Here is a 22,729-nt window from a genome sequence, read left to right as displayed (position 1 = left end):
ATTTTTGATATGATTAAGGTTTTTGCCACCAAACAAGTGTATTAATGTCATCAGCACCCTGCGATGCCACGGCATTTCTATAACTTGTTGGATTGGTTGATTGTGTAACTAAAGGATAATTTAACCGGGCAGGCATTCTACCACCATTTGCAAGTCCTGTGCCTTTTTGAAGAAACGGATGGCCGGTTCTGCGGTACTCAATCCATTGCTGAAAATCGACTAAAAACATTGCGTAATATTTTTGCAAATGAATCAGCTGCATTTTACTTGATGAGTTAGCTGCCGTATTTTCCAAAGGCAAACTGTTATTCCAGTTTATATCTGCAGCAATAACGTAGTTGGTAAAGGCTGGGTCAGAAACAGTAGTAAAGCGGGTGGGCAACCAATAATTAATTGCATCGGCAATGCCTTTTAAATAATAACTTTCACCGGTTCCGGAAATCCATCCTTTAGCTGCCGCCTCGGCCAGAATAAAATCAACTTCAGCGCAATTCATGATGATGCCGGTATACGGATCGGTTTGTAAGGTAACACCTGCATTTTGTGCGTCAGAATAGAAGTAAGATTGTTTTAGTATAGATGTACCTGCGTCATAACCACTCGGTACGCCAATTAAACCAGCCGGCCCCGGCGAAATGCCAAATCTGCTTACACCATTTACCCCGAAAGTTGTATTTACACGTGGATCTGCCCAATTGGCGAGGTTACCAATAAAAAAGCTGGTTATCGCTGGTGTTCTAAAATCCACCGCCCGTACATTTATCATAAAAGGCGACGAATAGACAGATGTACTGCTATTGGTTCCATTCCATAATATTTTCGCGGTGTGGGTATTGTTTTCCATTATTGGATAAGCTGATTTATTGGTTTCAGCTATTTCTTTAATTTTCGCAATCGCCTGAGCGCTAACCTCGGCTTTGCCGGAAATACGAAGTAACAGCCTTAAGTAAAGAGCGTTTCCGAATCTGCGCCACTTACTTATATCGCCCTGGTAAACCGGATCACTACTTGCGGCAATTCCCTTCCCTTCAGACAATAATTTATTCGCCTCCTCCAGTTTGCTAAACAAGTCTAAGTAAATATCTTTTTGTTTATCGAAAACCGGCTCAAAAACTCCATCCTTTCCTTGATTTGCCTGCGTGTAAGGTACATCGCCATAAACATCTGTTAACAACTGAAATACCCATGCTTGTGTTATTAGGGAAATCCCTTTGTAAGATGCATTTAAGGATTCCGGCCTGTTGGCGATGGTGTAAATATCACGAAGGTTTGTCAATTCAAGATACCAGGAATTCCAGGTATAATCTGCCCAGGTGCGCCTAACATCGTACCTAAAAACTTTTCCCTCTGAATCGCTAATGTCTACTGTAACCTGCATCAACTCATTGTTAAAGTTGCGGTTACGCACCATATTTGCCGATAAAACATTTACCAGCGCCGGTGCCAAAAGCTGACTGGCAGTTACCGATGATTTGCCAATCGGGTCGGTATTTACTTCGTTAAAATCTTTTTTGCAGGAAAGCGCCGTTACGCTGACTGCTGCAAGTAATATATATTTAGTTAGTCTATTTATCGTTTTCATACTATTTTTTTATAAGCCCACAACTAAACGTACACCATAAGTTCTGGTTGCCGGTAGCTGTCCGGTTTCAAAACCTTGAACAATATCGGTTCCCGACAAGGTACCAAACTCAGGATCGAAGGCTGGCCAGGGCGACCAGATAAACAGATTTCTTCCATAAGCGCCAATGGTTAGCTTAGTGAAACCAATTTTCTTCAGAAAAACCTGTCCAAAAGCAAATGTGATATTCGCTTCCCTGAACTTCAAATAATCTGTGCGAAAAACACTTCCTTCCGCCTGGTCTGAACCGTAAAGTGAAGTGTAAAAGCTCTCCAGGTTTGTTGCAACAACATCATTTGGTCGGAAAGTTCCGTTCGCATTCTGCACCACTCCGTCGCCAATAACGCCATTATATCTACCCGGCAAAGTTAAATTCAGTTTACCCAAAGCAGCCATTCTTGAAAATGTAAGGGAGTGTGCGACAGCACCAAGTTGAGCATCGAACAAACCGTTTACGCTGAAACGTCCGTAAGTTAGTGTTGTACCAAAACTGAACCTGAATTTTGGCATCGTATTGCCAAGAAAAACTAAACCAGTTGATGTTTTTGCATTACCGGTATTTGCGTCATAAATAATCTGTCCGTCTGGCGAACGCAAATAGCCATTTCCATATAAATCGCCCATGCTGCCGCCAACGTTTGCAACAATCTGACCACCGCCCAGGGCGCCAGTTCTTAATACAACCGAACTATCTGCAAGTTCTACAATTTTGTTGCGGTTTGCCGTAAAGGTTCCTGTAAGTTCCCACTTAAATTTACCGGCTTGTACCGGCGTACCATTTACCGCTATTTCGATACCCTTGTTCTCTACTTTTCCAACATTGAAAACTGCCACATTGTAACCAGTTGCTCTATCCACAATGCGACTTAAAATCTGGTTTTTCGTATTTCCCAGATAGGCTGCGAAATCAAAGTTCAAGCGATTTTTAAAAAGGCGTAATTCAGTACCTACTTCTATAGTTGTGGTTTTGAGTGGCTTAAGGTTTGGATTTGGCAAAATAGATGGATTAGTCATCGCACTATCCGGATAAATACCGTTTGAAGCAAGATTATAATTGTAAGCAGTACGATATGGTGTTGTACCACCGCTACCAACCTGAGAAATAGAAGCACGAAGTTTAAAGAAACTAATCTGGCTTGGAAGTTTCCAAAAATCTGAAAGGATGAATGATGCACTCGCGGATGGATAGAAAAAGCCAACATTGTCTGTTCTAAATGGCGTGGCTAGTGTACTGCTCCAATCCTGACGGCCTGTCAAATCAAGATAAAGGTAATTTTTATAGCTAAAAGAAATTGCCGCATAAAAACTATTAATTCTATAACGGGCGGTATCAGGAACTGAAACCAATGGATTTGCATTGTTCGTTAAGCTGTAAAGGCCCGGAACAACTAAGCCATCAGCTCGAAGCTCTGATTTACTGTATTGATTACGCATCTGACTTCCGCCAAGGTTTGCAGTCATACGTAAATCCTCCGTGATTTTCTTATCATACTTAAGGAGGAAATCTGCATTGATCTCATAAGAATCAATGTCTTGCAAACGATAAGAACCTTGTGCAAATTTATTTCCTGCAGCGTCCCATGGGCGTTGTGTTTCACGGATGTCATGATTGTAATCAATCGATCCACGAACTAATAAGCTTAACTCGTTGGTGAACTTATAATTCGCTTGCAGGCTACTCAAAATACCATTTCTACGTTGTTTATTGATGTATTGTTCAGAGATTGCGTACGGGCTTTCAGGATTAGTTGTCGTAATGTTTACGAACTGAACATTTTCCTTTCCGGGCGCAAAGTAGTCGCGGTACCAATCTGTATTTACATTTGGCTGTGCAAACATAAACCAATACATTAAAGATTGGTTTCCATATCCGGTGGCCGGCAGGTTGTCGCTATGTCTGTTGTTGTAAGCAGCTTTGAAATTAATATTTAGTTTTTTGGTCACATCTGCATTTGCAGAAAATGAGGCCGATGTGCGTTCTAAGCCGGTATTTGGAACAATCCATTCATTATCTCCATGACTTGCAGAAAAACGCATGCCCACTTTTTTGTAAGTACCATCTAAACTTACAGAGTTTGACGATTCAAAACCGGTTTGGAAAAAGGCATCAACCGGATTATCATAAGCAACCCATGGCGTTCTGGTTAAGCCACGGGTTTTTGTAATTGGATCATATTGGTAATACATCCCCCCATTAGCGAACGGTGCGCCCCAGCTTGCGCTTGTACCATTTGTACTCGGTCCATCTTCTGTTGCACCATAAGAAAAATAAGAAACCCCAAACTGACCCTGGCCGTACTGATTTTGAATGTCCGGACTTTTACTCACCTGCTCCCAGGTACTGTTTGAGGTAAATGTAATGTTAAGCTTTTTGCTGTTTTTACCACCAGATTTTGTAGTGATAATAATTGCGCCATTTGCGCCACGCTGCCCATAGAGTGCAGAAGCACCAGGACCCTTCAAAACGGTAACGCTTTCAATATCATCCGGATTTAAATCGTTTAAAGCCGAGCCAAAATCCGGTGGCATAATGTCGCCCGAAGTTCCGTAAACGCCGCCCGATGACGCCGCCGTACGACGGGCAGAGCTGCTGGCCACAACACCATCGATAACAATCAAGGCTTCATTATCGCCTGTAAGATTATTTTCGCCACGTAAAATTATTTTGTTAGAGGCAGCCGGACCACTATTTCTAACCAAATTTAAACCTGCCACTTTACCCGAAAGTGCGTCTGTCCAGTTACTTGCAACGGCATTTGTAAATGCCGTACTGTCTACTTTGGTTGTTGAATAACCTAACGATTTTTCTTCGCGTTTTATACCCAAAGCCGTTACAACAACATCATTTAACTGACTTGAGGACGATTTTAAACGAATGGTAATGTTAGTCTCGTTTTTTTCAAACACCCGCCTTACCGCTGTAAAACCCAACATATTAAACACAACTGTTGTGCCCTTTGGTACCGATACCGAATAAACACCATCGTTGTTGGTTGAGCCTAATGTTTTCTTATTGCCATCGGTAATGGTAACACCGATTAATGGCTGGTTATCATCCTCGTCGAGCACAGTTCCTTTCACAGTAATATTTTGCTGCGACTGCTGTGCAAAAACGCTGTTTGTGCAAAAGAATGTTATGAAGAGCAAAAAGCTCAGCAACTTAAGCAAGCGTCGATAACTAGTTAATACCTGATGTTTTTTGAGATTGTCGGGCTTGCTTCCAGTTACTGGCCACACGCATTGAAATCTGCATTTCTGTTGGGTAGAAATTTCATTCATAATTGTTAATATCCGGTTAGTATTATAGGAATAGTTAATTAAATTATTTTAAATCCGGACGTCGGCAAAATAACCTCACCAACATTAAATTAATATTAAGCAGTTGTTAAAATTATAAAAGCAATGGCTAAAATATTGCGTTTTATTAGCTTTATATTATTTAATGTTTCGTTAATTAAAATTAATAAAACAAATCGAAACTAAAAACAAATAATTGAAATGGGAAATAACAAATTAAAAAGAGCGGTATTGCTGATGCCAGTCGTGTGATAATAAACATCATAAAAACCAATAGACCGCAATTATAAACTATTATAGCACTATTTTTTAAGAATATCAATTCAAGATCCTAACTTTTATTCGGGTAAAATATTGTTACTGCAATGATTTATATAACGAACAATACGAAAGAACTCGATTGTAACAATTACGTATCGCTATATTTCGAAAGAAGTAGAAATCGCTCTTAGTTGGTGTGCGGATATTTTAACACGTATTTATTATAGAGCGAACGCAGCGCAATTGTGCGTTCGAGTACGATTAGTGCGGCAACTGGAAATATTAAGAAACCGAAGATACCAAAAGTGTAGAATGCGTACGCAAAAACGAAAATCAGCCTGAAACATTCCAGGTAATAAATCCACTTACGTTGCTCTAAAAGTGCACCGATATTTATAAGAGTGAGGATGGTAAATATTAATGCAGCAAATGCATCTAAAGATTTCATCTGCCCGAAAAATAAGGTGGTAAAAGTTAAAAGCGCCACCACTAAAATCATTTGAAAATTTACATAGCCCTTAAATCGAATTTTTGCAGCATTTTTCCGCTGAAAATATTTTGATTCGAGCTTTGGTCTTATTTCCTGATCCATAAGCGCCGGGCTTCCAAAAAGTGTATTCCATTTAGCTTTGAAACCACTTGCTTGTTTATAGGCTTCCAAAATTTCAAGGTAGTAATGAAAATGTTGCCACAAAAAACTATAACTCTTTATTGGATGGGTCAATCCATATTTTGGCAATTCTTCTTCAGTTTGAAATGTTCCAAAAATCTTGTCCCAAAAAACGAAGACATCGCCATAGTTTTTATCCAGGTACTTTTCGTCGGATGCATGATGAACACCGTGCAGTGATGGTGTGATAAAAACGTGTTCTAGCCACCTAATTTTGCCAATTAGCTGGGTGTGCGTAAAAAATGAATAAGCACCATGAGCAAGTAAAATCACAATGATCATATCTGGATGAAAACCCAACAGCGGCAAAATACACCAAAACACGTTTCTGAAAATAGCTTGTATTGTGGTAATTCTGGCTGCAGCAGATAAGTTAAATTCTTCACTCTGGTGATGGACAATATGTGCAGCCCAAAGCAAATTGATTTCATGCCCCAAGCGATGGTACCAGTACCAAACTAAATCTGTTGCAAGCAATAAAAATATCCAGACATACCACTTATCCGAAATTTCGAATAAAGAATAGTTAACATAAATCCAATTGTATAGCTGATAGAAACTTGCAGCAATAAATAAATTAAGCAACCGCTCTGCAATACCAACACTAAAATTAGCTATTGTACTCTGATATTTAAACACTGGGACACCCTTTCTTCGCCAGGCAAGTTTATATTCAATAAAAACAAATAAGAAAAATGCTGGAATTGCAAATGCAAGGTAATTTATGTCTGCCATAGCTTTTTTAGTGATAACGACACAAACTTAAAAATATTCTATTAATCTTATAGACTTAGTAGTTTATTTTATTACACATAAATTACTTCCATTATGGATTTATGTTTGTTGTTTTAATTTATTTGTAGAACTTCGATATCACAAAACGCATAATTATGGCAACAAAAAAACAAGCTGAAAATACCAATGTTTTATCTATAGATATCGGCGGAACCAGTATAAAAACTGTGTTATTAGATGAAAATGGCAACATGTTATCCGAATACCTGAAATTAAAAACACCTGATGGCGCTACGCCGAAAGATATTATTTCAGGGATTATCGAATTAATTAAGCCTTTCCCCGATACGTTTGATAGAGTTTCAGTTGGTTTTCCGGGCTATGTAAAAAACGGCATTGTTAAAACAGCGCCAAATCTTGCCAAAAATAAATGGGAAGATGTAGATTTAGGTCAGCGAATTGCCAATGCGCTAAAAAAATCAGTAAGACTTGTTAATGATGCAGACCAGCAAGGACTCGGCGTTGTTGAAGGAAAAGGCTTTGAGATTGTTTTTACAGTAGGCACCGGTTTCGGAACTGCCTTATTGTTTGATGGAAGCTTACTTCCTCACCTGGAGCTTGCACATTTTCCAATTAATAAAGAGGAAGATTATGACGATTATATTGGCAATAAGGCTTACGAAAAAATCGGCACCGAACGATGGAACAAGCGTTTGAAAAAAGTTATCGATATTTATAAAACAGTTTTTAATTACGATACCTTATATATAGGTGGGGGAAATTCTAAACAAATAGATTTTAAACTGGAAGATAACATCAAAGTAGTTTCGAACAGGGATGGTATTAAAGGTGGCGCGAACCTTTGGAAGTTATCAGATGGAAATAACATTACAACTTTGACCCCCGATAAGTGAGTTTGAGTAGAATGTTTTAAAACCACTAATGAGAATATTAATTTGTAAACCCTAATTTTGGGCATTTATTAAAATATAAAAAATGGCGACTAACGAATCCACACAATATAAACTGGGCATGATAGGTTTAGGCACAATGGGCCGCAACCTTTTGCTAAATATGGCCGATAAAGGCTTTTCGGTTACAGGCTACGATAAAGATCATAAGATGATTGCAAAGCTTGAAGACGAAGGCAAAAGCCACAACCTTAAAGGTTTTGATAATATCGAGAATTTTATTGCCAGCCTGGCTTCGCCGAGAACTTTAATTCTTCTTGTTCCGGCCGGGCCAATTGTAGACAGTGTTATTGCAGAATTAAAACCTTTGTTAAGCAAAGGCGATATCATTATCGATAGCGGAAACTCACACTTTACTGATACCAATCGCCGCGTTGATGAATTGGAAAAAGACGGTCTTCATTTTTTTGGCATGGGAATTTCGGGCGGAGAAGAAGGCGCCCGTTTCGGCCCGAGTATGATGCCGGGCGGCGACAAACAGGCTTACAATGTAGTTAAGGATGTATTTGACGCAATTGCCGCAAAAGTAAATAACGAGCCATGTGTAACTTACATTGGTCCGGGCGCTTCCGGCCACTTTGTTAAAATGGTACACAATGGTATTGAGTACGCAATCATGGAACTTATTGCGGAAGTTTACGGCATTTTAAAAAATGGTTTAGGCTACACAAACGAGGATATTTACAAAGTTTTTAAAAAGTGGAATGAAGGCCGGTTGCAATCATTTTTGCTCGAAATTACGGCAGAGATTTTTGTATTCAAGGATGGTGATACCGACATCGATTTATTAGATCAGATTAAAGACGAAGCCCGTTCTAAAGGTACGGGAAAATGGACTTCTGAGGTTTCAATGGAATTGCAGTTGCCAATACCAACAATTAATGAAGCCGTATCAAACCGCGATTTATCTAAGTTTAAACAACTACGCTTATCATTGGAAAATGATTTTGGAAAAAAAGATACGAAGATTGAGGTAACGGTTGATGAGCTTGAGAATGCCTTCTATTTTTCGATGATAAGTGCGTATGCTCAGGGCATGCATCTCCTGGTACAGGCTTCAAAAGAATACCAGTACGGGTTAAAACTTCAGGAAATTGCGAAAATTTGGCGTGGTGGCTGTATTATAAGGGCTAAATTTTTAGAAGATATTTACCAGGCTTATGAAAAAGACAACAACCTTGAACATTTGTTTGGCGATGGTAACGTTCAAAACGTAATCAAAGGCACGCTAGGCGGAATTCGAAAAACGGTTTCATCTTGTGTAAATTCTGGTTTGGGCATTCCGGCTTTTGCTTCTACCCTAACCTATTTCGATACGATAACAACCGGACGTATGCCTTCAAATTTAATTCAGGCACAAAGAGATTTCTTCGGCGCCCATACTTTTGAGCGTATCGATCAGGAAGGCGTTTTCCATGCCGATTGGAATAAATTATCATAATACTTTCGATTTTAAAAACATCAAAATGAAATCAAATACAGCGTTAAGTCCAACAATATTTGTAATATTTGGCGGAACTGGCGATTTAAATAAGCGTAAGCTTGCTCCTGCCTTATATAACTTGTTTATAGAGGGTTACATGCCCGAAAAGTTTGCCGTGATTGGCACTGGTAGAACTGAATTTACAGACGATAGCTACAAAGCCGCTTTAGAAGAAGCCGTAAATGAATTTTCCCGCTCAGGGAAAGTGGAAAAGGAAAAGTGGAATACTTTTGGGAATACAATTCATTACTGCCCTACCGATTTTGCTCAGCCAAAAACTTTTGAAAATTTAAAAGCCGCTGTAGAAAAGTACCAGAAAGAATATGGTGCGAACACCCAGGTAATTTTTTACCTCGCTGTGGCGCCTAATTTTTTCCCGGTTATTGCAGAATGTTTGCAGAAATACAAGCTTACACAGAACGAAGATAACAGCCGGATTGTAATTGAAAAACCATTTGGCCACGATTTAGAATCGGCAAAAGAGTTGAATAAGTTGTTGAGTACAATCTTTACCGAAAAACAAATCTATCGTATAGATCATTATCTGGGTAAGGAAACCGTTCAGAATATGATGGCTTTCCGATTTGCAAATGCGCTGTTCGAGCCGCTTTGGAACCGTTCGTATATCGACCATGTGCAAATTTCTGTAACCGAACAACTTGGCGTTCAAGACCGTGGTGGCTATTATGAAGGCGCAGGAGCCTTGCGTGATATGATTCAAAATCACCTGCTTCAGCTACTTTGCCTAATCGGTATGGAAGCTCCGATTACATTCGATGCCGACGAAATCAGAAATAGAAAGGTTGAAGTATTAAAAGCTATGCGGCCATTTTCTTCTGAAGATATCCGCTTCGGCACTGTTCGCGGTCAGTACAGTAAAGGTTGGGTAGAAGGTAAAGAAGTACCGGGCTACCGCCAGGAAAAAGGTGTAGATGCGCACTCAAATACTGAAACTTTTGCTGCTGTGAAATTCCACATCGATAACTGGAGATGGCAAGGCATTCCGTTTTATTTAAGAACCGGAAAACGTTTGAATCAGACATCATCATTAATAACTATACAGTTTAGAGACGTTCCACACCAGATATTTTCTTCGGATGTGACTGAAAACTGGCAGCAAAACCGATTGGTGATCAGCATCCAGCCAGAAATGAGTATTCGTATGCAGGTACAGGCAAAACGACCAGGTTTAGATATGGTTTTAAATCCGGTTGATATGGTTTTCGATTATAAGGGAACCTATGAAGGCGATACGCCAGAAGCTTACGAAACGCTGTTACTTGATGCAATGATGGGCGACCAAACCTTATTTATGCGTGGCGATCAGGTTGAAGCTGCCTGGGAGTTGGTTATGCCGATTTTGAATACCTGGGAAAGTAAGAAATCAATCAATTTCCCTAACTACCCTGCAGACAGCTGGGGGCCGGAAGAAGCTGAAGCACTTATTGCCAGGGATGGCTTCCACTGGTTTAACTTGCCTTTGAAAAATAAAGACTAAAATTTAATTTGTGATCACGGGGCGCTAAGCAATCTTATACTGAAAGAGCAATCGATCAAGTTTGCCTGGTGCCCCGAAATTATTTTACCCATAAATCATGAACCTACTTATTTACAAAACCATCGAAGAATTAAACCAGGATTTAGCGGACTATGTTATCAAAATTGCCGAAATGGCTATCGAGGAGAACGACTGTTTCAATTTTGTTTTAACAGGTGGCAACTCTCCAAAAGAATTGTATAGACTTTTATCAACAGATTGCAAAGACCGTATCGATTGGGAAAAGGTTTATTTTTTCTTTGGCGATGAACGTAATGTACCAGCCGATGATGAAAATTACAACGGCTTAATGGCCAAAAAAACTTTTTTCGACAACCTGAATGTTGCTGAAGACCATATTTTTTATGTAAACACGACATTAGCTCCGGAAAAGGCTGCCATTGAATACAAAAAGGAAATTGATAACCACTTTGGTGGAAGTGATATTGTTTTCGACTTAATTTTGCTGGGTATGGGTGATGATGCGCACACTGCGTCAATTTTTCCACACACCAGCCTTGTGAAGGATGAAGAGGTAAATGTGGCATCTGTTTTTGTAGAAAAGTTAAATACCTACCGCATCAGTTTTACTGCTCCACTAATTAACAAAGCTGAGAATGTAGCGTTCTTAGCGTTTGGAGAGAACAAAGCTGAGGCCTTGAAACATGTTATCGGCGATGAACAGAAAGATTTCGATACTTACCCGGCGCAATTGATAAATCCAATCGATGGAAAATTAACGTGGTTTGTAGATGAAGCTGCAACTAAACTGCTCGAAGATTAGTTAATATCATGTCTGAAGGGGAAGATTTATCAGCTTACCTGAACGGGAAAACGGAATACACTTTAGCGTTATTCCGTTTTTTTATAGCCGAGTTTTCCAAACTGGGCGATGTAAATGTGAGACCTCTAAAATCGATGATTGCTATTGAGGGAAATCATAATTATGCCCATATAACCAATTTAGGAAAAAACTACATTCATATTGTTTTCCACTTTAGCCAACCATTTACAGATAACCTTTGCTTTAGTAAAATTGCCCAGGTTCCGGGAACCCGGCAGTTTAATCATCACCTTCGCATTTATCATAAAGATGATCTAAACGAAGAGGTTAAAGCTTATATGAAGATGGCAGTTTTGGGTTTGGAGCGGGCTTAATAAAGTTTTTCTTCAATTAACAGGTTAATTATTCCGTCGGCCATACCAACTTTAGGCACATAAATTTGCTTTATTCCCGTCCACTTCATCAGCGTTAAATAAATTTCGCAGGCAGGAATAATTACGTCGGCCCTATCGGGATTTAATCCTAAAACATGAATCCGCTCCTTTAAAGAATAACTGGTTAACCGGTTATACAAGGAATTTAGTTTTTGTAGTGACATTGGCGCCCCATCTTTTTCTTCAGCCATGCGAAAAATCTTGTTAATATTTCCTCCGGTGCCAATTCCGGCAAGGTGTTTATAAGCTTTGGTATTATCCTTAACCCAGGTCTTCATTTCTTCCCAGGTTTCTTCTTTATCCTGGTTATCAAGCATTCTAATGGTGCCAATGTTAAAAGATTTTGAAGCCTCAGGAACCCCGTTAACAAAAACAGACAATTCGGTACTGCCTCCTCCAACATCAATGTATAGATAAGTTTTGTTCTGGTCTAAATCCTTTTCGATGTGGTTTGCATAAATAATGTTTGCTTCCCGCTGTCCTTCAATTATCTCGAGTGTAAGCGATGTTTCTTCCTTAATAAGCTTCACAATTTCCTGTCCGTTTGCAGCCTCACGCATTGCAGAAGTTGCGCATGCCAGATACTCCGTAACGTGATAAACGTCCATCAGATTTTTAAAGGCTGCCATCGTTTTCACCAAATCACCCGCTTTTTTCGGAGATATATTCTGGTCTAAAAAAGCGTCGTCTCCCAATCTTAAGGGCACACGAATTAGCGTATTTTTTTTGTATTTGTACAGGCCATCCTGTTTACTGATATCTGCGATGAGCAAACGAACTGCATTTGAGCCAATATCAATGGCTGCGTATCTTAACATATTATTGATGCTTGGTTTTCAAATAGTTATAAATATCCACTTGCGCCCTTGTTTTTTTACTTAACCTGTTTTTGTGGTATTTGTTGTTGTTTTGAGCATTTATCTGGCGTGATTTGGTATTGTCCTGCAATTGCAAATCAATCATGTCCTGAATTTCCTGCTTAACATCAGCATCTAATACAGGAAAGCCAACTTCTACCCTATGCTCGAAATTTCTGCTCATCAAATCTGCAGAAGAAAGGTACATATCGTTTTTTCCGTTATTGCTGAAAATATAAACCCTGGCATGCTCCAGAAATTTATCTATAATGCTAATGGCCGAAATGTTTTCGCTAAAACCGACAACGCCTGGCACGAGGCAGCAAATTCCCCTTACTATCAACTGGATTTTAACGCCGGCATTGCTTGCTTCGTAAAGTTTGGTAATAATGCCCTCATCGGCTAAACTATTAACCTTTAGTAAAATATAGGCTAATTTTCCTGCCTTGGCATTTCTAATCTCCCGGTTAATAAAGTTTGTAAGTTTCGAGCGGCTTTCTAAAGGTGATACAATTAAATGTTTGAAACCTTTGGTTACTGTACGTTTGGTTAACGCATCGAAAAGTTTTACCAAATCGTTTGTAATTTCCTTTTTCGCTGTGAAAATGCTGTGGTCACAGTAAAGGCCGGCGGTTTTTTCGTTAAAATTTCCGGTAGCAAGGTTTGCATAGTAAACCGCTTTATCTTTTTCCATGCGTTTAACCAGGCATATTTTGGAATGTACCTTATAATCGGTTAAGCCATAATTAACTTTTACGCCTTCCTCCATTAATCTGCTGGTCCAGAAAATATTTGCCTGTTCATCAAACCTGGCCTTTAACTCGAGTAATACAGAGACATTCTTGCCATTTTTAGCCGCGTTAATCAAAGCATTTATAACCTTTGAATTCTCTGCCAACCGGTATAAGGTGATTTGTATATCTGTAACCTTTGGGTCAATCGCTGCTTCCCTTAAAAATAGAATGATGTAATCATAAGATTGATAAGGCAAATTTACCAGGTAATCTCTCTGGGCAATCTTCGCGAAAACGCTTTCAGTTCGATGTAGTCCGTGTACTTTTAATGGCACATTGGGTGGATATTCCAAATCTTTTCCCCCCACATTCGGGAAGGCAATAAAATCACCAAATTTATGGTACCGGTTTCCGGGAATTAAGCTTTCTGCTTCCAGTTTTAATTTATTTACCAAAACGGTAAGCATATTCAATGGCATTGCAGAATCGTAAAGCAAACGCATTGGTTTACCTTTTTTACGCTTTTCGAGACTACTCTTCAAATCTTCAATAAACTTATCGTTTATGTTTTTATCTATATCCAGTTCGGCATCTCTGGTAAGTTGAATCGAGTAAGCTTCTAAATTATCGTATGTAAAAACATAAAAAATGTCATCGAGGCAATAACGGATAATGTCTTCCGCGAGGATGATAAATTTAAGATCATTGGTTTCTGGCAACACCAAAAAACGAGGCAGATTTGGAGGTATTTCAATCAGTGCATACTTTTCCCTCAGTTTTGTGTCTTGCCTCGATAGTTTTACAAAGAAATATAAGAACCTGTCCTTTAACTCCAGAAAAGGCTTATCCATATCCAGCATTATTGGCACCAGATTAGAGAGGATTTTATCTCTGAAATGGTTTTTCACAAACTCTCCGCGACTAACATTCAGTTGCGTATCGTTTAAAATAAAGATTCTGTTTTGTGCCAATTCATTTATAAGCGTAGCCTGAAAAAGCTGGTCGAATTTACGCTCTTGCCTAACAACAATATTTTTAATTTCGTTTAGAATTTTTTTGGGATTGAAACCCAACAGCGCTTTTGCTTTCTCGTTTAAGTTCGTTAAACGGGTCATCGTAGCAACCCTAACTCTATAAAATTCTTCGAGATTTGATGAGAAGATTGACAAAAACTTGATGCGCTCAATCAAAGGAACTGTTTCATCTGCCGCCTCTTGCAGTACGCGTTCATTAAAATACAACCAACTTATTTCGCGATTAAAAAAAGGTATCTTCTTCTTGCTCATTTAAAAAAATAAAAATCCCTGCCAAAACAGGGACGCTCAAAACTGCAAATTAATTTGTTAAGTGGATGTTAATTCGTAACCATATTAATGTTAACAAACTATTTAGTCGTTGTTGTTTTTGCAACCTTTTTTGCCACCGGCTTTGCTTCAGAAGCAATCTTTTTAGCTGTGGTTGCCGGCTCAGTTTCACTTGCTTTCGACGCAACTTTCTTAACGGCCTGTTTTGCAGCGATAACTCCTTTTGATGCAGAATTATCTGCAGCAGTTTTTACTACCTCCGTTGCGTTCCCGGCAGATTTTTCTGCTGCCGAAACTACCGCCTTAGCACTCGAAACAGCCTTAGCAATTGGCTTTGAAATCGCCTTTTCAGCCTTTTCTTCTGTCGCTATTGCAGCAACTTTTACACTTTGCACAACTGGTTTCGCTTTCGAAACCGCTTTTTTAACCACCTTTTCAGCTTTAGCTGCCGCTTTTTCTACTGGTTTTTTAATATCTTTTTTAACCGTCTTCGCTGAATGGAGTATGTCATCTATTTTATGTCCCACGTCAGCCTTTATAACCGTAAACTTTTTTGTCAGCTTCTTTGCCACTCTTTTGCTCGCTTTTGCAACCTCCGCACTAATCTCCGACGCGTCGTGACCTAAACTTTTAACGACTTCCAAAAACTGAGCCGTTAAAGATTGCTCCAACTGTTTCTTCGCATCTTTTTTTGTTGTTTTTTTTAGCGTCTTCGCTTTAGTGGTTTTCATAATATTTTTCGTTTTTTTGTAGCATCAGTAATGATGTACTAAATCTACTTATTTTTTTACTTTAAAGCTAAAACCATGCCTTCTTTTGATATTGTAAGTAAAGTTGATGCGCAAACACTCGACAACGCAATCAACAATGCTAAAAAAGAAATTTTGAACCGTTTCGATTTCAATGGCTCAAAGAGTACGATAGACCTTGATAAGAAAACCAACATCGTAACCATTGTTACGGAAGATGATATGCGTTTAAAAGCTATTGAAGGGTCGATAATTTCCAGGATGATGAAACAAAACCTCGATCCAAAAAGTCTGGACTTCGGAGATGAACAACAGGCATCAGGAAATATGATTCGTAAAGAAATAAGCATTAAAGAGGGTTTGGATAAAGAAGCTGCGAAGAAAGTTGTGGCTAAAATTAAAGCGAGCGGCCTCAAAGTACAACCGTCAATAATGGATGACCAGGTTAGGGTTACCGCAAAAAAAATCGACGATTTGCAAGCGGTAATTAACCTTTGCCGTAACGAGGATTTTGGCCAGCCACTACAGTATATTAATATGCGCAACTAAGGGTTCGAATTTTAGCGAACTATTTCGCCCTAATCTGTCCATGTATAAATAAAAAACAAGCATCATCCCATATGGAAATTAGTGAACATGGTTTTGTCTTTTCTGATAATAAAGACCTTTTACAACTCGATGCCATCCATCGTTATTTGAGCAAGGAATCTTACTGGGCCAAAAACATACCTAAGGCTACGGTTAAAAAATCATTAGAAAATTCGCTTTGTTTTGGTATTTATAAGGGTGATTTACAAATAGGTTTTTCGAGATGGGTAACGGATAAGGCAACTTTTGCATACCTGTGCGACGTTTACATTGAGCTTGAATACCGTGGACTTGGCCTTTCTAAAAAATTAATGTCTTTCATGATTTTCCATCCTGATTTACAAGGTTTACGACGTTATCAACTTACCACACTAGATGCACACGAGTTATACCGGCAATTTGGATTCTCGGAAATAAAAAATCCCGAGCGCCAGATGGCAATCGTAGTTAACAATGTGTACGACCCGCAGTAAACGCTTCGTTAATTAAAAACCTTTTCAACGCTTTCTTGTTTTTTAAGCAAACAAAAGAAAAAGCAATGAAAAAGATATTTTTAGGTTTAGCCCTTTCTACATTAGTAATTTTACAATCTTGCCAAACTGCTGATAAAAAGTCATCAACTACAAAAGACAGCGTAGGTGGCGATACTACAATGGTTAATGGCGTGCATGTTTCTGGCTCAGAAAGTACCGAAACTACATTGGATGATGATGGAGCGACATTTCTAAAAAAAGCAGCTGTAGGTGGGATAATGGAAGTTGAAGCAGCAAAAATAGCACTCAAAAATGCAAAAAATGGTGAGGTTAAGAATTTCGCCCAGCAAATGATTACAGACCACAGTAAGGCAAATCAGGAGCTTAAAGCGCTTGCTTCTAAAGCAAAAATAATTACTCCTGATGCGTTACCTGCAGATGAGCAAATACATCTGGATGAAATGAAAAAGATGACAGGCGATAATTTTGATAAACACTACATTGCGATGATGGTAGATGACCATGAAAAAACGGTAAAACTTTTTGAGCAGGGCAAACAAAATAAAGACCTTGATTTAAAAGCCTGGGCAACAAAAACCCTGAGCGTTATTGAAGGCCACACTGCAAAAGCAAAAGAAATTGCCTCAGCAATAAAATAACATCACATATATTATTTTAAAAAGCAGGACTTGTTTTGTAACAAATCCTGCTTTTTATTTATAAAATGTTCGGCGAACATCATTTTTATTAATGGGTTTATCTTTTGATGAAAATTAAAGCTATATTTTGCCGTTAAATACAAAAAACAGAAATGAATAAGAGTAAAATTTTTAAAAGGTTATTTAGTTTAGCAGCGATTATATCAGTGCCTTTTCTCGCAAATGCGCAGAAAGCGAACTGGCAAAATCTCGACTTAAAAACTGATTCGGTATTTGGAATCGGTACGGAAAAAGCATATAAAGAATTACTGAAAGGTAAAAAATCGACCAAAGTTATCGTGGCCGTGAATGATGGCGGCGTAGATGCGCAACATGAAGACTTGAAGCGTGTTATGTGGGTGAATACAAAAGAAGTGGCTGGCAATGGGAAAGACGACGATAATAATGGTTATGTCGACGATATTCATGGCTGGAATTTTATCGGAGGCCCAAAAGGTTCTGTAGACCATGAGACCCTGGAACTTACCCGTTTAGTTCGCAGAGACATGAAAAGATTTGCAAACACAACTGACGCAAACGTTACCGAGCAGGACAAAAAAGACTATGAAGCATTTAAAGTTATGCGCTCTGATTTGGAAAAGCAACTTGGTGAAGCAAACGCAAATCTGGCAGGTTTGGCTGGCTTTAAAAATGCTTTAGATGCTGTTGTGAAAAAGATAGGGAAACCGAATCCTACTGCTGAAGATTTTGTTAAGTTTAAACCTGAAACTAACGCTGATGCACGGATTCAGGAAGTTTTGTCTCAAGAATTGAAAAAAGGAAGCTTCAAAGATTTCTATGAGGACCAAATTACGGAAGGCGTAAAATATTATACCGAACAAGCAAATTACAACCTAAACCTTGATTATAATCCACGTGATATTGTTGGTGATGACCCTAACAACGACAACGAGAAAAACTACGGAAATAATGACGTGAAAGGCCCTGATGCGATGCATGGTTCGCACGTTGCCGGTATTATTGGCGCCGACAGAACCAACAAACTTGGCATAAACGGCGTGGCCGATAACGTCTTAATTATGGGTGTTCGGTGTACGCCTAATGGTGATGAACGCGATAAAGACGTTGCCAATGCGATTCGTTACGCGGTTGATAACGGTGCTAAGGTTATTAACATGAGCTTCGGAAAAGCCTACAGCTGGAATAAAGCTGTTGTAAACGAAGCGATGAAATATGCAGCCTCAAAAGATGTATTAATTGTGCAAGCGGCTGGTAACGAAAATAAAGATATCGACACCGAGAATAATTTTCCTAACCACAAAGACTTAGATGAGAAAACAATTGCATCATGGATTACCGTTGGCGCATCAGGGCCAAAAGACGACGAAACCCTGAAAGCGAGTTTCTCCAACTTTGGTAAAACCCAGGTTGATGTTTTCGCTCCCGGCGTTCAGATTTACTCTACAATTCCGGATTCGAAATACAAAAATTTAGATGGGACAAGTATGGCTTCGCCAGTAGTAGCAGGCTTGGCGGCTTTGATTCGCTCATATTATCCAAAACTTAGCGCAGCTCAGGTTAAAGAGATCATCGTAAAATCTGTTGTTAAAGTGAACCACAATGTAGAATACAAAAAAGGCGAAGGCGATGATGCGCCGAAAGCATCCGTTCCATTTGCAGATTTATCTATTAGTGGCGGAATTGTTAATGCTTATAACGCATTGAAATTAGCTGCTACATATGATGGCAAATCAACAGCCAAATAACATTTACATTAAAGAAAAACCAACAAAGGCGAACCAATCGGTTCGCCTTTGTTGGTTAACTGAAAATCATTAAACGCTCGCCAATATTTTGTCGGGTGTAATTGGAAGTGTTCTTATCCGCTTACCGGTAGCGTTGAAAACCGCATTTGCTACGGCCGCAGAAAAACCAATCAAAGCAATTTCACCCATTCCTTTTGCGCCCATCGGATTTATGTAGGGGTCTGGCTTGTTTATAAAATGTACTTCAATTTCAGGGATGTCCGCATTTACCGGCACGTGGTAGTCTGCAAAATTGTTATTAATATACCTGCCATAGCGATGGTCTATTACCGATTCTTCGGTTAACGCCATGCCAACACCACCCACGGCGCCGCCAACCATTTGGCTTCTGGCAGTTTTCGGACTTACTATCGTTCCGGAATCGCCAACTGAAACAATTTTATCTACCTTAACCACACCGGTTAGGCTATTCACTTTAACTTTCACAAAGTGGATGGAAAAAGAATACATGGAATAATCTTCACGTTCCTTGCCCGCCTGACTTTGCCTGATAACCTCAATTGAGGGCAAGCTGTTTTTCTTCAACACATCTACAAAATTTGAAGTGGCATCCATATTCGAGTTTGCGGCAAGCTCTGCTATGGTCGACTTTAAGCTTACGCAAACATCGTTTACAGCAGAACCGACGGTAGATAATGTTGCCGAACCACCCTGGCTAGGCGCAGGTGGTAACGAAGAATCGCCGAGCTCAAACTTTATCTTATCACCCGGAATGCCCAACAGTTTACTCGCGATGAGCGTCATACCGGTTCCCGTACCCGGACCAATATCACTTGTAGCACTTTGTAAAATTAATGTGCCATCGGCTTTTAGAATACCTTTCACGCTTGCCCTGCCCCTGTTCGCATTAAAAACACCGATACTTACGCCGTAGCCGCTTTTCCATTGGCCATCTATCAAACTGCCTGGCTTGTTCTTTCGTTCCGACCAGCCAATTTTTTCGGCGCCTATTTTATAAGCTTCCTTAATGTTTTTATCAGAAAAAGGTTTGTTGCGTTGCTGGTCTTTTTCAGGGTCATTCTTCGTCCGGAATTCCAGCGGATCCATATCTAAAGCATGCGCAAGCTCGTCAATAGCACTTTCGAGGGCGAAGGCACCTGTTGCTTCTCCCGGCCCACGCATCCAGATTGGCACGCCTAAATCTACAGGTACAACGGTGTATTGTGTATTTACATTATCGCATTGATACATAAATTTAGCCATGTTTACGACACCTTCGGTGAAATTTTCATAAGCAGAAGTTTCGCCAAAGGCTCTGTGCGTTATGCCTGTTAAGGTTCCATCCTTATTCGCCCCTAAACCCACGGTTTGCACTGCTGCCGGCCTGTTACCCACCATGGTAAACATTTGCATGCGGGTAATTACAAGCTTTACAGGTTTAGCGATATGCTTTGATGCCATAACCGTTGCTATTTCCAATGGCCAGGTTCTAAGGCCCATTCCAAAGCCACCACCCACAAATTCAGAATTTACCTGGATATTTTCTACCGGAATTTTAAATACGTTTGCAATGGTTCCCTGCGTTGCCTTAACGCCCTGCGTTTTCGCATAAACAGTTACCTGGTTATTTGGGCGCCAGTCTGCTATAATTCCCGCCAACTCCATCGGGTTGTGTGTTTCTATTGGCAGATGATATTGCGATTCGATTTGTACCTCTGCAGTTTTATATGCATTTTCTGTACCTCGTTTATAATCTGGCTGTCCCTGCAGCTTCTTCGATTTTGCATCCTTTACCGCTTTTTCAAAATCGGTATTAAATTCTTCTTTAGAGTAAGTCGCTTTCACCAGCGATGCAGCATATGTTGCTCTTTCGAAAGTGTTAGCAACTACAATCGCAATTGGCTGCCCGTTGAAAAAGATCTTGTCAGTATAGAAAATTTTGAAGGGTGAGCCACCCTCTTGCTCATAAGCCGGAGCAGATGGCTTATTTAAGTGCGATATTACTGCAATAACGCCAGGCGCTTTTTCAGCGGCCTTTGTATCGAGCGCAGTTATCTTGCCTTTTGTAATTGTACTCGTTACTAAAACGCCATAAGTTAAGCCTGGCAATTCATATTCGGCAAAGTATTTAGCTTTTCCCGTCACCTTGTAAATTCCATCTACACGGTCATTTGCATCTTTTGATATTCGATTGTCCATGTTTATGCTTTCGATTTTGCAATGGTTAACGCTTCAATAATTGTGTTAGGAGCCATCTGAAGTTTAAAATCGTTTTCTCCGAAACCTTTTGCACCACTCATGGCCAGTTTGGCAGCTTGCCCAAAATTTCCGAGGGATGGCTCTTTGCCTTTCAGAAAATCTTCTGCCGCAGTTAAACGCCACGGTTTGTGTGCTACCCCGCCCATCGCCAGCCTAACATTAATAATTTTATCATCCACAACCTCCATTCCTGCTGCTACAGAAACTAATGCGAAAGCATAAGATGCCCTGTCTCTCACCTTTAGATAATGAGAATTTTTAGCCATATTATTTGTTGGAATTTCCAATCTGATAATCATTTCATCAGCTTTTAAGTTATTGTCTATCTGAGGCGTATCTCCCGCAAGGCGATGAAAATCTTTAAATAAAACGTTCCGTTCGCCTTTTGCATTCGCGAGCACAACAACCGCATCCAACGCAACTAAAGCAACGCACATATCACTCGGGTGAACGGCAATACATTTGTCAGAAGTTCCAAAAATGGCATGCATCCGGTTGAAACCACCAACAGCCCCGCATCCGGAGCCTGGCTGCCGTTTATTGCAAGGCATTTCGATATCGTAAAAGTAGCCACAACGGGTTCGCTGCATCATGTTTCCACCTACAGTGGCTACATTTCTAAGCTGTGCCGAAGCGCCGGCATTTAAAGCCATCGCCAAAAGTGGCAGTTTTGCATTAACAATTTCGTTGTTTGCTACCGCGGTATTCGATGCCAATGCACCAATAATAATTTTATTGCCTACAAGTTCTATTTCTTTTAAAGGAACATGGTTTATGTCAATCAATTTTTCAGGAGCGGTAACTCCTCTTTTCATCAAATCAATTAGATTGGTACCGCCCGCAATGAACCTGGAATTTTTATCCTTTAGTAGTAAATTAATTGCTGATTTTGCTGAAGTTGTTCTTAAATACTGAAAATTTATCATGCCTTCATTCCTCCTTTCGAAACCTCAACAATTGCATCAACAATGTTTGGGTAAGCACCACATCTACAGATGTTTCCACTCATATATTCACTAATCTCTGCTCTTGACCCGGTATGGCCTTCATTAACGCAGGCTACGGCAGACATGATCTGGCCGGGCGTGCAATAGCCGCATTGAAAACCATCATGCTTAATGAATGCAGCTTGCATAGGATGTAATTCTTCGCCATTCGCCAGGCCCTCAATAGTTGTTATCTTTTTACCTTCGTTCATAACTGCCAAACTCAAGCAAGAATTAACACGTTCGCCATCAACATGAACGGTACAAGCACCACACTGCCCATGGTCGCATCCTTTCTTTGTGCCTGTTAAATGAAGTTCTTCCCGTAAATAATCCAAAAGTGTAACTCTTGGCTCAATTGAAGTCTTAAAGGCTTTGTTATTGACTGTAAGATTAAGGGGAATTTTTTCGAAAAGCTCGGCGAAACGTTCATCGGCCTGGTTTTCTGCCGCCTTTAGTGCTGCAGCTGGTGTTAAGGCGATGGCTGTTATCAAGGAACTTTTTTTGAGAAAATCCCTCCTCGAGTCGCCCGCGGTTGATTCCTTATCTGATGATTGCATA

At 39.8% G+C, this 22,729-nt stretch carries 18 protein-coding genes; 9 read left to right on the top strand and 9 right to left on the bottom strand.

Annotated elements, in window-relative coordinates; genetic code table 11:
- Positions 1 to 13: 13 nt before the first annotated feature.
- The 3 genes from ASG14_RS16885 to ASG14_RS16875 form a co-directional block, all read right to left on the bottom strand.
- Entirely contained in the window at positions 14 to 1,582 is a 1,569-nt protein-coding gene (locus tag ASG14_RS16885; RefSeq protein ID WP_056872246.1) for a SusD/RagB family nutrient-binding outer membrane lipoprotein, read from the bottom strand.
- A 9-nt stretch (positions 1,583 to 1,591) separates the two neighbouring features.
- Complete coding sequence (locus ASG14_RS16880) at positions 1,592 to 4,702, bottom strand: SusC/RagA family TonB-linked outer membrane protein (RefSeq protein ID WP_235528611.1); 3,111 nt, start codon at positions 4,700 to 4,702, stop codon at positions 1,592 to 1,594.
- Between the two features lie 664 nt (positions 4,703 to 5,366).
- The gene (locus tag ASG14_RS16875; RefSeq protein WP_056872245.1) at positions 5,367 to 6,584 is read right to left on the bottom strand and encodes a sterol desaturase family protein; all 1,218 of its coding nucleotides are present in this window, start codon (positions 6,582 to 6,584) and stop codon (positions 5,367 to 5,369) included.
- 155 nt (positions 6,585 to 6,739) lie between these two features.
- Between ASG14_RS16875 and ASG14_RS16870 the strand changes: the two genes are divergently transcribed.
- The 5 genes from ASG14_RS16870 (at position 6,740) to ASG14_RS16850 (ending at position 11,733) form a co-directional block, all read left to right on the top strand.
- On the top strand, positions 6,740 to 7,498 hold the full coding sequence (locus ASG14_RS16870) for an ROK family protein (RefSeq protein WP_056872244.1): 759 nt from the start codon (positions 6,740 to 6,742) through the stop codon (positions 7,496 to 7,498).
- Between the two features lie 82 nt (positions 7,499 to 7,580).
- Positions 7,581 to 8,996 (top strand): NADP-dependent phosphogluconate dehydrogenase, encoded by a 1,416-nt coding sequence (gene gndA / locus ASG14_RS16865; RefSeq protein WP_056872243.1) that lies wholly within the window; start codon positions 7,581 to 7,583, stop codon positions 8,994 to 8,996.
- 25 nt (positions 8,997 to 9,021) lie between these two features.
- The gene (gene zwf / locus ASG14_RS16860; RefSeq protein ID WP_056872280.1) at positions 9,022 to 10,536 is read left to right on the top strand and encodes a glucose-6-phosphate dehydrogenase; all 1,515 of its coding nucleotides are present in this window, start codon (positions 9,022 to 9,024) and stop codon (positions 10,534 to 10,536) included.
- Between the two features lie 97 nt (positions 10,537 to 10,633).
- Positions 10,634 to 11,359 carry a 6-phosphogluconolactonase gene (gene pgl, locus ASG14_RS16855; protein ID WP_056872242.1) on the top strand — a complete coding sequence of 242 codons (726 nt, stop codon included), beginning with the start codon at positions 10,634 to 10,636 and terminating at the stop codon, positions 11,357 to 11,359.
- 8 nt (positions 11,360 to 11,367) lie between these two features.
- Positions 11,368 to 11,733, top strand: a complete 366-nt coding sequence (locus tag ASG14_RS16850; RefSeq protein WP_056872241.1) for a DUF5655 domain-containing protein — start codon at positions 11,368 to 11,370, stop codon at positions 11,731 to 11,733.
- On the opposite strand, the gene ASG14_RS16845 is transcribed toward ASG14_RS16850, so the two are convergent.
- The 3 genes from ASG14_RS16845 to ASG14_RS16835 all read right to left on the bottom strand — a co-directional run bounded on the left by ASG14_RS16845 (position 11,730) and on the right by ASG14_RS16835 (position 15,419).
- Positions 11,730 to 12,611, bottom strand: coding sequence for an exopolyphosphatase (locus ASG14_RS16845; RefSeq protein ID WP_056872240.1), 882 nt, complete (start codon positions 12,609 to 12,611; stop codon positions 11,730 to 11,732). The genes ASG14_RS16850 and ASG14_RS16845 overlap by 4 nt on opposite strands.
- A gap of 1 nt (position 12,612) precedes the next feature.
- The gene (gene ppk1 / locus ASG14_RS16840; RefSeq protein WP_056872239.1) at positions 12,613 to 14,670 is read right to left on the bottom strand and encodes a polyphosphate kinase 1; all 2,058 of its coding nucleotides are present in this window, start codon (positions 14,668 to 14,670) and stop codon (positions 12,613 to 12,615) included.
- Between the two features lie 98 nt (positions 14,671 to 14,768).
- Positions 14,769 to 15,419, bottom strand: coding sequence for a hypothetical protein (locus ASG14_RS16835; RefSeq protein ID WP_056872238.1), 651 nt, complete (start codon positions 15,417 to 15,419; stop codon positions 14,769 to 14,771).
- 75 nt (positions 15,420 to 15,494) lie between these two features.
- On the opposite strand from ASG14_RS16835, the gene ASG14_RS16830 reads away from it, so the two are divergent.
- The 4 genes from ASG14_RS16830 to ASG14_RS16815 all read left to right on the top strand — a co-directional run bounded on the left by ASG14_RS16830 (position 15,495) and on the right by ASG14_RS16815 (position 18,923).
- A complete protein-coding gene (locus ASG14_RS16830; protein WP_056872237.1) occupies positions 15,495 to 15,986 on the top strand; it encodes a YajQ family cyclic di-GMP-binding protein in 492 nt (163 codons plus the stop codon).
- A 71-nt stretch (positions 15,987 to 16,057) separates the two neighbouring features.
- Positions 16,058 to 16,498 (top strand): GNAT family N-acetyltransferase, encoded by a 441-nt coding sequence (locus ASG14_RS16825; protein WP_056872236.1) that lies wholly within the window; start codon positions 16,058 to 16,060, stop codon positions 16,496 to 16,498.
- Positions 16,499 to 16,563: 65 nt separating this feature from the next.
- The gene (locus tag ASG14_RS16820; RefSeq protein ID WP_157274969.1) at positions 16,564 to 17,157 is read left to right on the top strand and encodes a DUF4142 domain-containing protein; all 594 of its coding nucleotides are present in this window, start codon (positions 16,564 to 16,566) and stop codon (positions 17,155 to 17,157) included.
- A 152-nt stretch (positions 17,158 to 17,309) separates the two neighbouring features.
- Positions 17,310 to 18,923, top strand: coding sequence for a S8 family peptidase (locus ASG14_RS16815; protein WP_056872234.1), 1,614 nt, complete (start codon positions 17,310 to 17,312; stop codon positions 18,921 to 18,923).
- 69 nt (positions 18,924 to 18,992) lie between these two features.
- Here ASG14_RS16815 and ASG14_RS16810 read toward each other — a convergent pair whose 3' ends face one another.
- The 3 genes from ASG14_RS16810 to ASG14_RS16800 are packed head-to-tail and all read right to left on the bottom strand — an operon-like array spanning position 18,993 to position 22,728.
- A complete protein-coding gene (locus tag ASG14_RS16810; RefSeq protein ID WP_056872233.1) occupies positions 18,993 to 21,122 on the bottom strand; it encodes a xanthine dehydrogenase family protein molybdopterin-binding subunit in 2,130 nt (709 codons plus the stop codon).
- Positions 21,123 to 21,124: 2 nt separating this feature from the next.
- Positions 21,125 to 22,108 carry a xanthine dehydrogenase family protein subunit M gene (locus ASG14_RS16805; RefSeq protein WP_056872232.1) on the bottom strand — a complete coding sequence of 328 codons (984 nt, stop codon included), beginning with the start codon at positions 22,106 to 22,108 and terminating at the stop codon, positions 21,125 to 21,127.
- A complete protein-coding gene (locus tag ASG14_RS16800) occupies positions 22,105 to 22,728 on the bottom strand; it encodes a (2Fe-2S)-binding protein (protein WP_056872231.1) in 624 nt (207 codons plus the stop codon). Before ASG14_RS16800 ends, ASG14_RS16805 begins: the two co-directional genes overlap by 4 nt.
- Position 22,729: the final 1 nt, after the last annotated feature.

Origin of the sequence: Pedobacter sp. Leaf194, from assembly GCF_001423945.1 — a bacterium.
Taxonomy (GTDB): Bacteria; Bacteroidota; Bacteroidia; order Sphingobacteriales; family Sphingobacteriaceae; genus Pedobacter.
This window is presented reverse-complemented; position numbering and strand designations above follow the sequence as displayed.